At 71.7% G+C, this 15003-nt stretch carries 14 protein-coding genes and 1 pseudogene; 7 read left to right on the top strand and 8 right to left on the bottom strand.

Features of this window, described 5'->3' with window-relative positions; translation table 11 throughout:
* Positions 1–102: 102 nt before the first annotated feature.
* Complete coding sequence (locus tag ABZ806_RS26915; protein WP_500220176.1) at positions 103–2397, top strand: MMPL family transporter; 2295 nt, start codon at positions 103–105, stop codon at positions 2395–2397.
* Between the two features lie 199 nt (positions 2398–2596).
* Here ABZ806_RS26915 and ABZ806_RS26910 read toward each other — a convergent pair.
* Positions 2597–2977 (bottom strand): annotated as a pseudogene (locus tag ABZ806_RS26910) (DsbA family protein); the annotation flags it as partial.
* A gap of 260 nt (positions 2978–3237) precedes the next feature.
* On the opposite strand from ABZ806_RS26910, the gene ABZ806_RS26905 reads away from it, so the two are divergent.
* Positions 3238–3636: a hypothetical protein gene (locus ABZ806_RS26905; protein WP_500220175.1), complete on the top strand. Its 399-nt coding sequence runs from the start codon at positions 3238–3240 to the stop codon at positions 3634–3636.
* Between the two features lie 35 nt (positions 3637–3671).
* On the opposite strand, the gene ABZ806_RS26900 is transcribed toward ABZ806_RS26905, so the two are convergent.
* The gene (locus ABZ806_RS26900; protein WP_500220174.1) at positions 3672–3860 is read right to left on the bottom strand and encodes a DUF397 domain-containing protein; all 189 of its coding nucleotides are present in this window, start codon (positions 3858–3860) and stop codon (positions 3672–3674) included.
* 2 nt (positions 3861–3862) lie between these two features.
* The gene (locus ABZ806_RS26895) at positions 3863–4738 is read right to left on the bottom strand and encodes a helix-turn-helix domain-containing protein (protein ID WP_500220173.1); all 876 of its coding nucleotides are present in this window, start codon (positions 4736–4738) and stop codon (positions 3863–3865) included.
* A gap of 293 nt (positions 4739–5031) precedes the next feature.
* Here ABZ806_RS26895 and ABZ806_RS26890 point away from each other — a divergent pair, with 293 nt between their 5' ends.
* A complete protein-coding gene (locus tag ABZ806_RS26890; RefSeq protein ID WP_500220172.1) occupies positions 5032–5463 on the top strand; it encodes an ATP-binding protein in 432 nt (143 codons plus the stop codon).
* Between the two features lie 47 nt (positions 5464–5510).
* Here ABZ806_RS26890 and ABZ806_RS26885 read toward each other — a convergent pair whose 3' ends face one another.
* Complete coding sequence (locus ABZ806_RS26885) at positions 5511–5996, bottom strand: DUF4189 domain-containing protein (protein WP_500220171.1); 486 nt, start codon at positions 5994–5996, stop codon at positions 5511–5513.
* A gap of 386 nt (positions 5997–6382) precedes the next feature.
* A complete protein-coding gene (locus ABZ806_RS26880; RefSeq protein ID WP_500220170.1) occupies positions 6383–7009 on the bottom strand; it encodes a TetR/AcrR family transcriptional regulator in 627 nt (208 codons plus the stop codon).
* Positions 7010–7084: 75 nt separating this feature from the next.
* Here ABZ806_RS26880 and ABZ806_RS26875 point away from each other — a divergent pair, with 75 nt between their 5' ends.
* Together ABZ806_RS26875 and ABZ806_RS26870 are read left to right on the top strand one after the other, a co-directional pair.
* Positions 7085–7921: an SDR family oxidoreductase gene (locus tag ABZ806_RS26875; protein ID WP_500220169.1), complete on the top strand. Its 837-nt coding sequence runs from the start codon at positions 7085–7087 to the stop codon at positions 7919–7921.
* Entirely contained in the window at positions 7914–9023 is a 1110-nt protein-coding gene (locus ABZ806_RS26870) for an MBL fold metallo-hydrolase (protein ID WP_500220168.1), read from the top strand. Before ABZ806_RS26875 ends, ABZ806_RS26870 begins: the two co-directional genes overlap by 8 nt.
* A 21-nt stretch (positions 9024–9044) precedes the next feature.
* Here the strand turns inward: ABZ806_RS26870 and ABZ806_RS26865 are convergent, their stop codons facing one another.
* From ABZ806_RS26865 to ABZ806_RS26855, 3 genes are all read right to left on the bottom strand, one after another.
* Entirely contained in the window at positions 9045–9815 is a 771-nt protein-coding gene (locus ABZ806_RS26865; RefSeq protein ID WP_500220167.1) for an ABC transporter permease, read from the bottom strand.
* Positions 9812–10717 (bottom strand): ABC transporter ATP-binding protein, encoded by a 906-nt coding sequence (locus tag ABZ806_RS26860; RefSeq protein WP_500220166.1) that lies wholly within the window; start codon positions 10715–10717, stop codon positions 9812–9814. The genes ABZ806_RS26865 and ABZ806_RS26860 overlap by 4 nt, the downstream gene beginning before the upstream one ends.
* Positions 10718–10848: 131 nt before the next feature.
* Complete coding sequence (locus tag ABZ806_RS26855) at positions 10849–11616, bottom strand: IclR family transcriptional regulator (protein WP_500220165.1); 768 nt, start codon at positions 11614–11616, stop codon at positions 10849–10851.
* Between the two features lie 80 nt (positions 11617–11696).
* On the opposite strand from ABZ806_RS26855, the gene hutH reads away from it, so the two are divergent.
* Together hutH and hutU are read left to right on the top strand one after the other, a co-directional pair.
* Entirely contained in the window at positions 11697–13241 is a 1545-nt protein-coding gene (hutH, locus tag ABZ806_RS26850) for a histidine ammonia-lyase (RefSeq protein WP_500220164.1), read from the top strand.
* Positions 13242–13253: 12 nt separating this feature from the next.
* Positions 13254–14906 (top strand): urocanate hydratase, encoded by a 1653-nt coding sequence (gene hutU, locus ABZ806_RS26845; protein ID WP_500220163.1) that lies wholly within the window; start codon positions 13254–13256, stop codon positions 14904–14906.
* Positions 14907–15003 lie beyond the last annotated feature (97 nt).

The raw sequence follows: 15003 nt of genomic DNA, 5'->3' as shown, positions 1-15003 counted from the left end.
GGGATCCTGCGGATTTCCGCAGGACGGGGAGTGCGGTGATGCGGCGGGATTCGATGGTCTGCCGCATGGGACGGGGAAGGGCGCGGAAATAGCGTCGTCCGGGTGAAGATCAAGAAACCGGTGACGGTGCGGGTGGCGCGGTGGAGCGCACGCAGGCCCTGGACGGCGATCGGGCTGTGGGTCCTGTTCGTCGGGCTGTGCCTGGTGCTGGGCGGCGCGGCCGGCACCAACAAGATCAGCGATGCGGAGTCGGGCGTCGGGGAGTCGGGACGGGCCGGCCGCATCGCGGCGTCCGGGCACTTCCCCGAGAAGCCGGAGGAGAGCGTCCTCATCACGCGGGCCGAGGGCGGGAGGCTCGACGCCCGGACGGGCCGCGCGGCGGCCGCGGACGTCGCCCGCCGGATGAAGGCGCTGCCGGAGGTCGAGGCGGTGGGACGCCCCGTCCGGTCGCCGGACGGCACGGCGGTGCTGGTGCCGGTCACCATGAAGGGCGACACCGAGACCGCCGACCGGCGCGTGGACCCGCTGCTGGAGCAGAGCGCGGCGGTGCAGCGAGCACACCCGGGTCTGCGTGTGGAGCAGGTGGGAACGGGATCGACGGCCAAGGGGCTGGGCGAGACGCTCGGCGAGGACTTCAAGCGGGCCGAGTTCATCAGCCTTCCGCTCACCCTGCTGATCATGCTGGTGGTGTTCGGGGCGGTGATCGCCGCGGGCGTCCCGGTGGCGCTGGCGCTGTCGTCGGTGGCCGCCGCGATGGGCCTGTCGGCGCTGGTCTCGCACGTGCTGCCCGCGACGAGCGCGATCGGCAACGTGATCTTGCTGATGGGCATGGCGGTCGGCGTCGACTACTCGCTCTTCTACCTCAAGCGCGAGCGGGAGGAGCGGCGCCGGGGCAGGCCGGACGCGATCGAGATCGCGGCGGAGACGTCCGGGCACACGGTCGTGGTGTCGGGCGTGACGGTGATCGTCGCGATGGCCGGGCTCTACCTGGCGGGGGAGGCGACGTTCTCCTCCCTCGCCACCGGGGCGATCATCGTGGTGGCGGCCGCCGTCCTCGCGTCCCTCACCGTGCTGCCCGCGCTGCTGGCCAAGCTGGGCCGCTGGACGGACCGGCCGCGGGTGCCGGTGCTGTGGCGGCTCAGCATGAGGCCGGGCGGTTCGCGGCTGTGGCCCGCGCTGCTGCGCCCGGCCCTCGACCACCCGGCGGTGACCCTCATAGTCTCCGCGGGGCTGCTCGTCCTGCTCGCCGTCCCGGCCCTCGACATGCGCCTCAAGCAGCCGGGCTCGGACGACCTTTCGCGCGACATCGCCGTCGTCCAGTCCATGGACCGGCTGACCCGCGCGTTCCCGAGCGAGGGAACCGTCCACCAGGTCGCGGTGCGCGCGCCGGCCGACCAGGCGGGCGAGGTGGAGGCGGCCCTCACCGCCCTGGCCCGCCGGACCGCCGCCGACCCCCTCTTCGCGCACGACCGGCGTCCGGCGATCAGGACATCGGACGACCGCCGGGTTCACGTGATCGACATCGCGACGCCGCACACGCCCAACAGCGACGGCGCCCGCCGCTCGCTGGAGACACTGCGGGCCTGGGTGCCGCAGGCGGTCGGCGCCGTCCCGGACGCGGAGTACGGCGTCACGGGCAAGGTCGCCGAAGGCGTCGACTTCACCGGGCACCTAGAACGGAGACTGCCCCTCGTGGTGGGTTTCGTCCTTCTGCTGACACTGGCGACGATGGGCATCATCTTCCGCTCGCCCGCGATCGCCGTCGCCACCACGCTGCTCAACCTGCTGTCGGCGGGCGCCGCGTTCGGCGTGCTCGTGGCGGTCTTCCAGCACACCTGGGCGGAGAACCTCCTGGACTTCACGTCGTCGGGCGCGGTCGTCTCGTGGCTGCCGCTGTTCCTGTTCGTGATGCTGTTCGGGCTGTCGATGGACTACCACGTGTTCGTCGTCAGCCGGATCCGCGAGGCCGCGGAGCGCGGGCTGCCGACGAGGGACGCCGTCCGCGAGGGCATCACCCGTTCGGCGGGCGTCGTCACCAGCGCCGCGATCGTGATGGTCGGCGTGTTCTCCATCTTCGGGACGCTCAGCATGGTCGAGTTCAAACAGCTCGGCGTCGGCCTGGCCGCCGCCATCCTGATCGACGCGCTGGTCATCCGCGTCTTCGTCCTGCCGTCCCTGATGGCGCTCCTCGGCGCGTGGAACTGGTGGCCCCGCCGCTTCGTCCGGACGGGCCCGGGCACCGCCGTCACGCGGCCCGAGCGAGTCCCAGCCCCGCATCGGGGGGCGCGGCAGCGGCCGGCGGCGGCCCGTCCAGCAGGTCGGCCAGCCGCGTCAGCCCGTCGAGGCCAGGAAGGACGACCCCGTCCGGGCACACGACCGCCGGGACCACCGGCGTGAGGGTCCGCCACTCGGCGCGCCACCGCTCGACGCGCCGCTGACCGGCCACGGTCAGCGGCCCGCCGAGGACGCTGACCGTGGCGCCGAAGCGGCGCTCGGTCCCGTCGGCGACCCGTCCGGCGTCGACCGGCATCGGCAGGTCGGGGCCGTACCGGTGGCCGTCCGGGAGAGTTCGCGGATACATCAGTTCCGCGACGATGCGGCGGATCTCGTAGGGGCTGCTGACGTGCCGTCCCTCCACCCAGATCGCGCGGAAGAGCGCCCGCCGCACCTCGTCGGCCAGGCCGTCGGTCAGTGCTTCGGCATAGGCGGCCACGGCCGCGCCGGTGTTGCTGACGACGGCCGGCGGCGCGTCCGGCACCCGTTCAGCGGGCCGCGCGACACCGGCGATCTCCCGCAGCTCACGGGCCCACTCGTCCGCCGCGGCACCGCTGGGCGACCCGGTCAGCGGCAGCCGCGGATCATGCTCGACCGCCCGCCACTCGATGCCGGACGCGCCCCGCCGGACGACTTCGTCCACGCGCAGGCTCGCAAGGTAGGAGTAGGGGCAGTTGAAGTCCCCGTAGACGACGTAGGCCATCGCGTCCCTCCTCGAACGATGACGGCAGCCCGAAGGCCGTAGTTTTTACAGTGTCTACTAGTAAAAACTAAAAAACCACCCCCGCCCGCGTGACCCGGCTCTCGTCCCCGCTTACGAAGGACGCGGACGCCGACCGTCCAGCATGATCGGGAAGGGCGGCTCTTCGAGCGGCCCGCCCGCCGGGCTGGAAGATCCTCAAGGGAGGTCCTGTGAGATTCGGTAGACGACGTGGCAAAGAGTCCAGGGAACTGGATCCATCGGTGACGCAGGGGTTGCAGGCCCTCCAGGAAAGGCATGCCGAACTGCTCGCGGAGCTGACGGGGCTTCAGCGAGAAGTCGCCGCCATAGGCTCCACGCGCAGGACGTTCGAGGGCCAGTTGGCGGTCCTGGCCGAGCAGCACGAGGGGCTGACCGCCGACGAGAGGAAGGCGGCCGAGCGCGGCAGGGACGACCTCGTCGCGCGGGCGCGCGAGCTGATGAGGCGGTTGGAGGCCAAGTCCGCAGAGATAGAAGGCCTCCACCGCGAAACTGTGCAGACCGAAGCGAGCCTGATACAGGCCGAAAGAAAAGCGCGCCAGGCTGTGGACGAACTCACCGCTCAGAAGGCTGGGATAGAAGATCACGTAGCCCAGCTGAGAAACCTGCTAGGACCCGGCTGAATCGCGTCGCACGCCCGCACGTGTCAAGCCCAGCTTCAGTCGGACCGAACGGCCTGCATGAAGGCGGCCCATTCACGCCGAGTGAAGCCCAAGACGGGCCCTGCGCCGCCATGTTTGGTGTCACGTACGCCGATGGCGCCCCGGGGGGAGCGGCCGACCTCGACGCAGTCACCGTTCGGGGCGCTGTAGCTGGATTTGCGCCAGCTCTTGTACGGGGAGTCCATGCCTACGATTCTGCCAGTCCGGCCAGGCGCTTGGTGGCGTCCTCCAGAAGCGTCAGACTGCTGACTGCAGAGAGTGACGCGGCCTGGAGGCGGCTATAGAGCTCGACGTAGCGGGTCACCTCCGATTCGTCTGTGTGCACCACGTCGGCGTTCACCGTGTCAGCGATGGCCACAGGCGAGTCTTGTTTGTCCGGGAATGTGTAGATCGAGAAGGTGGAGCGAGCGAGGAAGCCGCCCTCAACGCGTGCATCGATCGGAAGGACGCGGACGGTGAGGCGCGGCTCGTTCGTGGCCTTCTCGATCAAGTAGGCGAGTTGCCTGCTCATCACATGCGCGGGCACGGCTAGCCGACGTATGACGAACTCGTCCAGCACGAGTTCGTAGGAAGGGCCGGTCGGTCCGAGGGCGTGCTCTTGGCGTCGTTGCCGAGCGGCCATCATCCGGTCGGGGCTGTAAGCCAGTGGCCCATCGGCCTTATCCAGTTCGATCAAAGCGAACGAGAACTCGGGAGTTTGCAAGATCCCTGGGATGCCGAACTGGTTATAGCCGTGGATGGTGGCCGCGCCGGATTCGAGGTCGGCGTAGATGCGCTGGCGGGGGCCCATGGCGTCGCCGTAGGAGTCCCACCAGCCTCGGTTGGCGGCGTCGCAGGCGATCTTGAGGATCTCGTGGAACTTCTCGCCGGTGACGCCGAGGATGCCCATCATCTGGACGATGTCGCGGACGTCGGGGCGGGTGCGGGCGTTCTCGAGTTTGGACACCGTCATGCGGGAGCGGTAGATGCGGCCGGCCAGTTCGTCGGCGGTCATCCCGCTCCGCTCGCGGAGCGTCCGGAGTTCGGTGGCGAGTCGGCGCCGGCGGACGAACGGGCTGGTCACCGGGAACCTCCTGGGGCGGGGGCGGCGCCGACCGGGGGAGTCAGCGTGTCAACTCTGTGTTATCACGTGATCTCGTAGCGTGTCTTCGATGGCGAGAGGCTCGAACGACCCGCAGCGAGATGAACGCTCGTCCGGCGCGGTGTTCCGGTCGTTTACGTAAACGAGGGCGCACGTTCGAGGGTGAGGCGTGCCGGGGTGCCGGGCGGACCGCTGACCTCGTCCTTTTCCAGACCGGATTCGCGCGGTTACTCAAGATGGAACGGCTCATGACACACCGTTCCGAGAGGTGATCAATGCTGCTCGCCGTTGGCGTCCCACCGGCGCACGAGGCCCCGATGTACTGGCGTCGCGAGTTTCGCGGCAAGCCGGAGCAAATCCGATTTGTCCGGGCGTTCGCCGCGCACCTTCTGGCCGACTTCCCGGCCCTGGACGACGTCCTCCTCGTCCTGGACGAACTGGCGGTGAACGCCGTCCAGCACACCCGCTCCGGCCAGGACGGCGGCCGGTTCACCGTCGACATCAACATGGACGTCGCCGGTGTCATCGTCTACGTGACCGACCAGGGCGGTCCGGGGGAGCCGTGCCTGCGCAACCTGGCCGAACTCGCCGAGGGCGGCCGCGGCCTCCTCACCGTGAGCGCCCTCGCCACCACCTGGTCCTGGGCCGGCACCCCGGAGTCCCGCACCATCCGCGCCACCTTTCCCCGCGCGGACCGGCACGGTTGAGTCATGTCCGGTCCGCCGCGGGGTGGTGAGATGCGCGCGGAGTGTCGTTAGCGGGTGGTGCAGACCCAGCTGATCCAGCGGCCGCCGCCGGCGTTGGAGATCGCGTTCTTCTGGGCCGCGGACTTCGTCGGGCCGTGGCCGCCCCAGTACTTGTTCGTCTTGGAGTTGTAGGCGACCGCGCCGCAGCCGTTGACGAACGTCGTGAGGACCTTGCAGCCGGACGTGGGGCACTCGTTCAGCGCCCGGCGCTTGGCGGCCGCCGCGGAGTCGTAGTCCCATGCCTTGCCGACGGCGCCGTTGCGGCCCACCGCGATGGCGCCGTAGTTCCGCGGCGGCGGCGAGTACGTCGGTTCCGGAGTGTTCGGCTCCGGCGTGGACGGCTCCGAGGTGGGCAGGCTCGGCGGGCTGTAGGTGCGGGTCGGCAGGTCCGCGTCCGTGGGCGTCGCGGCCAGCGGCCTGATCGGCGGGTCATCGTCGTCGCCGCCCCCGGCCACGAGGAAGACACCGCCGCCGATCACCACCAGGACGGCCACGATGGCCAGGATGGCGATGACCGGGCCGTTGCCGCCCGACCGCCGCGGCGGACCGGGCGGTCCCCAGCCCGGAGGGCCGGACGGCGGCTGGCCGCCCCATCCCGGAGGGCCGGGCGGGCCGCCGGGGCCGGGAGGACCGTAGGGCGGACGGCCGCCAGGCGGCGGAGGTGGAGGTTGCACTGGACCGCTCCCCGAAACGTATCGATATCCGGAAGATCATAGCGATTCCCGATTGGAACGGTTAGACGTCCGCCCAGATCGGCAGGTTCCGGCCGCGCGTGGTCAAGTCGGGCGGTGAAAGAGAGGCGGGTGGTTCGAAAACCTTCGTCCATTTGTCCGGAAGTCTCGTCGAAATGTTCCGGCGGCGAACTGGGGATCGTCTCCGGTCAGGTGGTCCTCTCGCGCGCCGCCGAGAACAGCGAGGAGCAGACGGCGGCGAGGGTGTCCGGGGGCGTCGCGCGGCCGCTCAGCAGCCAGTCGACCAGGAGGTGGTTGACGGCTCCGACCAGGCCGACCGCCGTGAGCCGCTGCGCCTCGGCGGGGGCCTCCGACGCCGTCCAGACCGAGGTGATGAGCTCGGCGAACTCGCGCAGGACGCCGTGGCGGCGCGCCTCCAGTTCCTCGGACACGCCGACCACCTCGACGAGCACCACGCGGGCGCGCCGCGGGTCGTCGGTGAGGAAGCCGATGAAGGCGGCGAGACCGGACTCGGCGACCGCGTCGAGGTCGGCGCCGGCCGCGCGGTCGATCGCGGTCAGCGTCGCGGTGCGCAGGCCGCCGGTGAGCTCGGTGTAGAGCTGCGCCAGGCAGTCGTGGCGGTCCCGGAAGGACGCGTAGAAGTACCGCTCGGTGAGCCCCGCCTCCTTGCAGATCTTCTTGACCGAGGTCGGCGGGTAGCCGTCGGTGCCGAACAGCTCCAGGGCGGCGGCGAGGAACGCCTCGTGCCGCCGTCTGGCGCGCTCGGCGGGCGCCACCCCCGAGTAGCGCCGTCCCTCGTTCTGCGTCTGCACCATTTGCGCGGTCCCCTTCCCGCCTGGCAGTCTAGGGAACGATCTGACATGTGAGCGTGTCAGAATGGAGGTACACGGATGGCGAGACCACTCGCCGGCCGCGTGGTCGCCGTGACCGGCGGCGCGCACGGGATCGGACGGGAGACGTCCCGGCGGCTCGCCCTGGCCGGTGCGCGCGTGGCCATCGGCGACCGGGACGCCGACGGGGCGCGGGCGGCCGCCGCGGAACTGCCGGACGACGCGGCCGGGTTCGCGCTGGACGTCACCGACTCCGCGTCGTTCACCGCCTTCCTCGACGCCGTCGAGGAGCGCTGGGGCCGCATCGACGTGCTCGTCAACAACGCGGGCGTGATGTGGGTCGGCGGGTTCGCCGACGAGCCCGAGTCCGCCACCGCGCGGCAGCTGGAGGTCAACCTGCACGGCGTGATCAGGGGCGTGAAGCTCGCCGCGCCCCGGATGCGGGAGCGCGGCCGGGGCCACATCGTCACGATCGCGTCCGCCGCCTCGAAGCTGTCTCCGCCCGGCGAGGCGACCTACGCCGCGACCAAGCACGGCGTGTACGGCTACCTGAAGGGCGTCCGGGCGGAACTGCGCGGCACCGGCGTCCGGATCTCGGTGATCATGCCGGGCGTGGTCGACACCGAGCTCGCGGCGGGCACGGCGACGGGGGCGGCCAGGCTGCTCAAGCCCGCCGACGTGGCGCGCGCCGTCGTCACGGTGATCGAGCGCCCACGCTTCCAGGTGTCGGTGCCCAGCCACGTCGGGCCGCTGGCCGACTGGGCGGACGTCCTGCCGCAGCGGGCCCGCGACCTCCTCTTCCGCCTTCTGGTGCCGAACCAGGTCCGGGCGGTGTCGGGGACGTCCGCCCGGCGGGCCTACGAATCACGCAATCTGACCGGAGGGAACGATGACTGACACGCTGCCGGCCCGGCAGGCCGTCCGGCCCATTCCCGAGTTCGACGGGGTGCACGACATCTGGCCGCGCGGCGAGCGGCTGAAGGCGGTCCGCGCGGCCGCGGAGCGCTATCGCGACCGGTTCGCCGGGCAGGGGACGGTCAGGGCGGTCAGGAGCATCGACATCGCCGCCGCGCCCTATCCCGCGCGGTTCGCGTTCCAGGGCTACTCGGTCAACCTCAACCCGCTGATCACCATCATCAACCGGATGTTCGTCATCCAGTTCGACGGGTTCGACGGGCGCATGAAGACGCTCGTCTGGGAGCCGACCGTGGCCGCGGGTTCGGCGGAGGCGCCGTTCTACCGCAAGCTGCAGGCGCTCTCCCGCCGGATGCGCGCCGAACGCCTGTTCGTCAAGTACTACAACGACCCCGACAAGGTCCTGCCCGGCCTGGGGCTGTCCAACGGCGACATCGACTACGTCAGCTTCGACCACCTGCACGTCCAGGACGTGCGCATGATCATGGGAAGCGACAGGCCGATCGAGGGCGAGGCGGCGCCGCGCGACGCGCTCTTCCCGAACGCCAGGCTCCTCGTGCACCGCAGGGAACTCGGCACGTTCGAGTCCATGCACCCCATGCAGTGGGCCTGGTACGTCGACGGCGGCATGGACGGGGTCCCGGCGGAGCGGCTGGAGGTCTTCGACGGCGACGTGGAACTCGGCGTCGGCGTCAGCCTGCTGTGGACGCCCGGCCACACCGACGGCAACCACTCCCTCGTCCTCAACACCCCGGACGGGATCTGGGTGTCGTCGGAGAACGGCATGGCGGCCGACAACTGGCAGCCTGAGCTGTCGAGGATCCCCGGCGTGCGGCAGCAGGCGTCCTTCTACGGGCGCGAGGTCGTCCTCAACGCCAACACCCTGGAGGACTCCCTCGACCAGTACGACTCGATGGTCAAGGAGAAGACCCTGGCCTCGCCGTCGCCCCGCGACCCGCGGTGGCTGCAGATCATCCCGTCCTCGGAATGCGCGGACTGGAGGCGGCAGTGGCCGCTCGTCCCGACCCACAGCCACGGGGGCCTGAACTACGGCACCATCACCACGCCGGGGGCGGACGGCTGACGCCCGCCCCCGGGCCAAGGGTCAGGCGTCCCGGCGGCGCAGGACGGTGATCCCGCCCAGCAGCGCCGCCGCCGTCCACGCGGCGATGATCAGCAGGGCGACCGCCGCCGGGTAGGGGCCGTCGCCGTTCAGCAAATGCCGCCCGGCGGTGCTCGGCAGCCCGTCGGCGACGTCCTTCATCAGCTCCGACGGCCCGTTCACCAGCGTGATCGGCAGCACGAGGACGAACAGGAACGCGGTCGTGATCGTCGCCGCGGTGCTGCGCAGCATCGCCGCGACGCCCAGGATGAACGCGCTCATCACCGCCAGGTACACGCCCGTCAGCAGCGCGTCGCGCACGACGTCGCCGGCGTCCAGGCGCCCCCACTTCCCGAGCATCGGGCCGGCCACCGCCGTGCCGGTCAGCGCGAGGAGCACGCCGGCGGGGAACATGACCGCCATCGCGACGGCCGCCTTCGCCGACAGCATCCGGGTGCGCGGCGGCACCCACTGGAGGGTCGCCCGGATGCTGCCCGTCGCGTACTCGCCGGTGACCATCAGGATGGCGAGGGCGAGGACGACGAACTGCACCATGTCCACCGAGCCGGCGGCGGTCCCGCTCACCGACACCACGCCGGGAGGCGCCTCGCCCGCGGGCGGGTGGGTGTTGTTCGCGACCGTGCCCGTCGCGAGGATCATCGACATCAGGGCCATCAGCAGCACCGCGCAGGCCAGCCCCCACCAGGTGGACCGGATCGACCACAGCTTCGTCCACTCCGCCGCCAGCGCCCCCGGCATACCGCCGCGCGTCATCGTCCCACCCCGTACTCCACGCTCGCCCCGGTCAGTTCCATGTACGCCTCTTCGAGCGACGCCTCGACGGCGCGCAACTCCAGCACCGGCACCCCCGCTTCGTAGGCGATGAGCCCGACCCGGTCGACCGGCACGCCCCGCACCTCCAGTTCGTCCTCGTCCACCCGGCTGACCTCGGCCTGGACGGCGGTGAGCCGCGCCGCCAGATCGCCGGCGCCCGGCGTGCGGACCCGGACCGCGTTGCCGGAACCGCCGGCGATGACCTCGCTCATCGGGGCGTCCGCGAGCAGCCGTCCCCGGCCGATCACGACGAGGCGGTCCGCCGTCAGCTGCATCTCGCTCATCAGATGCGACGACACGAACACCGTGCGGCCGTCCGCCGCCAGGCCGCGCATCAGCCCGCGCACCCACAGCACCCCGTCCGGGTCGAGCCCGTTCACCGGCTCGTCGAACATCAGCACCGGCGGATCGCCGAGCAGCGCGCCCGCGATGCCGAGCCGCTGCCGCATCCCGAGCGAGTACGACCCGACCCGCTTGCCCGCGACCGCCTCCAGCCCGACCATGGCCAGAACCTCCTCGACCCGCGCCCGGTCGATGCCGTTGCTGCGCGCCATCGCCAGCAGATGCGCCCGCGCCGGCCGCCCGGGGTGGACGAAGCCGGCGTCCAGCAGCGCCCCGACCTCCCGCAGCGGACGCGGCAGCCCCGCATACCTCCGCCCGCCGACCAGCGCCTCACCCGCACTGGGCCGGTCCAGCCCGACGATCATCCGCATCGTCGTGGACTTCCCGGCGCCGTTCGGCCCGAGGAACCCGGTGACCTTCCCGGCCGCCACCTCCAGTGTCAGCCCGTCCACCGCCGTCTTGTCCCCGTACCGCTTCGTCAGTCCCCGCAACGTGATCAAAGGGTCTCCCACCGCTCGTCCACCATCACGCGACCGAACCTAGAGACCCGCCACCCCCCACCACATCGCCCGAACGCCACCCCCCACCCCTGCCTTTCGACAGCATTCGCCCGATCGGCGGGCCTGTCGCACTACCGGGGTGCGGGTGGGCGGCCGGTCAGGCGGGTGGTCAGGGTGGTGGCGATGGTCTGGATGTGGGCCGCCAGGTCCGGCCAGGTTTCCGGCGGGTGGTCTTCGCGGCGGAACGTCACCGTTATCGCGGCGGTGGGGTGGCCGGTGTGGTCGAAGGCGCAGGCGGCGATGCTGGCGAAGGTCTCGGTGATGTGGCCGTCCTCCACGGACCAGCCCCGGCGGGCGTCGGCGGCGAGGGTGCGGCGCAGTTCGCGCAGGGACGTGGGGCCGAGGCCCGTGCGGTTCACGAAGCGGCCCGGGAACAGGGCGCGCACCTGGGCGGGCGGCAGGTGCGCCAGGAGGGACAGGCCGCTGGCGGTCAGGTGCGCGGGCATGCGGACGCCCACGTCGGTGACCAGGGTGGCGTGCCGGGGCGGCTGCTCCTTGAGGAGGTAGAGGGTCTCGGCGCCGTGCAGGACGCCCAACTGGGCGATCTCGCCGGTCTGGTCGACCAGGCGGCGCAGGAGGGGGCGGGCCAGGCGCTCCAGGGGCTCGTGGCGCAGGTAGGCGGAGCCGATCTCGAAGGCCGCCACGCCGAGGCCCCAGCGGCGCTCCTCCGGGATGTAGGCGACGAAGCCGTCGTCCGCCATGGCGGTGAGCAGGTGGTACGTGCTGGAGCGGGGGAGGTCCAGCGCCCGGGCGATCGAGGACGCGGGGAGCGGGCCGGGGGCGGCGGCCAGCAGGCGCAGCACCGCTAGGGCGCGGCGGGCGGCGGGGACCTTGGACATGGGCGCATTGTCTCGTATCTGAGACAGATGGGGCCTCGCGGGGGTGGGACGGGCGGCGGCGACCGGGTCCAATGGTGGGTATGGGTGTTCCTATGGTTGAGGTCGGGCCGGAAGCGCTGACGTTCGCGCAGGTCGCCGCCGTCGCGCGGGACGGTGCGCAGGTCGTGCTGACCGATGAGGCGTTGAAGCTGATCGGGGAGGCGCGGGCCCATATCGAGGAGCTGTCGGCGCGCCCGACACCTGTTTATGGGGTCTCGACCGGGTTCGGAGCGCTCGCCACGCGGCACATCGCCCCCGAGTTGCGCGACCAGTTGCAGCTCAACATCGTCCGGTCGCATGCCGCCGGGTCGGGGCCCGAGGTGGAGAGGGAGGTCGTCCGGGCGCTGATGCTGCTCAGGCTGCGGACGCTCGCCACGGGGCGGACGGGCGTCCAGCCCACGACGGCCCGGACGCTCGCCGCCCTGCTCAACGCCGGCCTCACCCCGCAGGTCTTCGAGTACGGCAGCCTCGGCTGCTCCGGGGACCTCGCGCCGCTCGCCCATGTCGCGCTCGCGCTGATCGGCGAGGGGTCGGTCAGGGACGCCGGCGGCGAGCTGAAGCCGGCGGCCGACGCGCTCGCGGCGGCCGGGATCACGCCGGTCAAGCTCGCGGCCAAGGAGGGGCTCGCCCTCCTCAACGGGACCGACGGGATGCTCGGCATGCTCGTCCTCGCCATGGAGGACCTGCGGAGGCTGCTCCGGGCGGCCGACGTCGCCGCCGCCATGACCGTCGAGGCCCTGCTCGGGACGGACCGCGTCTTCGCCGCCGACCTGCAGGCGCTGCGGCCCCACCCAGGGCAGGCCGCGAGCGCCGCGAACCTGCGGGCGCTGCTCGCCGCGTCCGAGATCATGGAGTCGCATCGCGGGCCCGACTGCACCCGCGTCCAGGACGCCTACTCGCTGCGCTGCGCGCCGCAGGTGAACGGCGCGGCGCGGGACACGCTCCAGCACGCGGAGCTGGTCGCCGGACGGGAGATGGCGTCCGCCATCGACAACCCCGTGGTGCTGCCCGACGGGCGCGTCGAGTCCAACGGGAACTTCCATGGGGCGCCTATCGCGTACGTGCTCGACTTCCTCGCCGTGCCGGTCGCCGATGTCGCGTCCATGTCGGAGCGGCGCACCGACCGGATGCTCGACAAGGGGCGGTCCGGCGGGCTGCCCGCCTTCCTCGCCGACGATCCCGGCGTCGACTCCGGGCACATGATCGCCCAGTACACGCAGGCCGGGATCGTGTCGGAGCTGAAGCGGCTCGCGGTCCCGGCGAGCGCCGACTCGATCCCCAGCTCGGCCATGCAGGAGGACCACGTCTCGATGGGCTGGAACGCGGCCCGCAAGCTGCGCAAGGGCGTGGACGGGCTGGCCCAGGTGATCGCCATCGAGATCCTCACCGCCGCGCGGGCGCTGGACCTGCGCACCCCGCTGCGCCCCGGCCCGGCCACCGGCGCCGTCGTCGCCAAGCTGCGCGAGGCCGTCCCGCCGCCCGGCCCGGACCGCTACCTCGCCCCCGAGATCGCCGCCGCCACCGCGATGGTGCGGGACGGCTCCCTCACCGCCGCCGCCGAAGCCGTCACCGGCCCCCTCTCCTAAGGAGCACCGCAGATGTCCGGTCCCCGACCCGTCCGCGCGCCGCGCGGCACCGCGCTGACCGCCGCGAAGGGCTGGCCGCAGGAGGCCGCCCTCCGCATGATCCAGAACAACCTCGACCCCGAGGTCGCCGAGCACCCCGACGAACTGGTCGTCTACGGCGGTTCCGGGAAGGCCGCCCGGAACTGGGACGCCTTCGACGGCATCATCCGGTCCCTGGCGGACCTGGAAGGGGACGAGACGCTGCTCGTCCAGTCCGGCAAGCCGGTCGGGATCTTCCGGACGCACGAGTGGGCGCCGCGCGTCCTCATCGCGAACTCCAACCTCGTCCCGCAGTGGGCGACCTGGGAGGAGTTCCGCCGGCTGGAGTCGCTCGGCCTGACGATGTTCGGCCAGATGACCGCCGGGTCGTGGATCTACATCGGGACGCAGGGCATCCTCCAGGGGACCTACGAGACGTTCGCGGCCGTCGCGGAGAAGCGGTTCGACGGCACCCTCGCCGGCACCATCACGCTGACCGCCGGGCTCGGCGGGATGGGCGGCGCGCAGCCCCTCGCCGTCACGATGAACGGCGGCGTCGCGATCTGCGTCGAGTGCGACCCGTCCCGGATCGAGCGGCGCGTCGCGCACCGGTACTGCGACGTCGCGGCCGACTCGCTGGACGAGGCGCTGCGCCTGGCCGAGGAGGCGAGGGACGCGCGGCGCCCGCTGTCGGTCGCCGTGCTCGGCAACGCCGCCGACATCGTCCCCGAACTGCTGCGGCGCGGCGCGCCGATCGACATCGTCACCGACCAGACCAGCGCGCACGACCCGCTGATGTACCTGCCGAGCGGCGTCGCGTTCGCGGACATGGCCGCCGAGCGCGACAAGGACCGGGACGGCTTCATCGCCAAGGCCCGCACCTCCATGGCCGTCCACGTCGAGGCGATGGTCGGGTTCCAGGACGCGGGCGCCGAGGTCTTCGACTACGGCAACTCCATCCGCGGCGAGGCGCAGCTCGCCGGGTACGCGCGGGCGTTCGAGTTCCCCGGGTTCGTGCCCGCCTACATCCGGCCGCTGTTCTGCGAGGGCAAGGGGCCGTTCCGGTGGGCGGCGCTGTCGGGCGACCCGAAGGACATCGCCCGCACCGACCGGGCGATCCTCGACCTGTTCCCCGACAACGAGCCGCTGACCCGCTGGATCAGGATGGCGCAGGAGAAGGTGCACTTCCAGGGGTTGCCGTCCCGGATCTGCTGGCTCGGCTACGGCGAGCGCGACAAGGCCGGCGCCGTCTTCAACGACCTGGTGGCGCGCGGCGAGATCAGCGCGCCGATCGTGCTCGGCCGCGACCACCTCGACTGCGGCTCCGTCGCCAGCCCGTACCGGGAGACCGAGGGCATGAAGGACGGCTCCGACGCGATCGCCGACTGGCCGCTGCTGAACGCCATGCTCAACACCGCGTCCGGCGCGACCTGGGTGTCGATCCACCACGGCGGCGGCGTCGGGATCGGCCGGTCCATCCACGCGGGCCAGGTCTGCGTCGCGGACGGGACGGCCCTCGCCGGAGAGAAGCTCCAGCGCGTCCTGACCAACGACCCCGGCACCGGCGTCATGCGCCACGTAGACGCGGGCTACGACCGCGCCGCCGAGGTCGCAGCCGACCGCAACGTCCGCATCCCGATGCGTTGATCTGCGGCGGGGGTGTGTTTTTTTGTGGGGGGGCCCAACAAAAAAAACCCCCACAAAAAAACAACATGTGAAGAGGATATATTAAATATGGTTGGGG

This window comes from Spirillospora sp. NPDC047418 (genome assembly GCF_040643275.1).
In the GTDB taxonomy this organism is placed as follows: domain Bacteria; phylum Actinomycetota; class Actinomycetes; order Streptosporangiales; family Streptosporangiaceae; genus Spirillospora.
Note: the sequence above shows the minus strand (reverse complement) of the source record. Positions and strands in the feature narration are given on the sequence as shown.

What these genes read in the sequence shown, in the direction of transcription:
- ABZ806_RS26900 (WP_500220174.1), bottom strand. Translation starts at nt 3,860, where the DNA reads ATGGACTCCCCGTACAAGAGCTGGCGCAAATCCAGCTACAGCGCCCCG.
- ABZ806_RS26890 (WP_500220172.1), top strand. Translation starts at nt 5,032, where the DNA reads ATGCTGCTCGCCGTTGGCGTCCCACCGGCGCACGAGGCCCCGATGTAC.
- ABZ806_RS26880 (WP_500220170.1), bottom strand. Translation starts at nt 7,009, where the DNA reads ATGGTGCAGACGCAGAACGAGGGACGGCGCTACTCGGGGGTGGCGCCC.
- ABZ806_RS26875 (WP_500220169.1), top strand. Translation starts at nt 7,085, where the DNA reads ATGGCGAGACCACTCGCCGGCCGCGTGGTCGCCGTGACCGGCGGCGCG.
- ABZ806_RS26870 (WP_500220168.1), top strand. Translation starts at nt 7,914, where the DNA reads ATGACTGACACGCTGCCGGCCCGGCAGGCCGTCCGGCCCATTCCCGAG.
- ABZ806_RS26865 (WP_500220167.1), bottom strand. Translation starts at nt 9,815, where the DNA reads ATGACGCGCGGCGGTATGCCGGGGGCGCTGGCGGCGGAGTGGACGAAG.
- ABZ806_RS26855 (WP_500220165.1), bottom strand. Translation starts at nt 11,616, where the DNA reads ATGTCCAAGGTCCCCGCCGCCCGCCGCGCCCTAGCGGTGCTGCGCCTG.
- hutH (WP_500220164.1), top strand. Translation starts at nt 11,697, where the DNA reads ATGGGTGTTCCTATGGTTGAGGTCGGGCCGGAAGCGCTGACGTTCGCG.
- hutU (WP_500220163.1), top strand. Translation starts at nt 13,254, where the DNA reads ATGTCCGGTCCCCGACCCGTCCGCGCGCCGCGCGGCACCGCGCTGACC.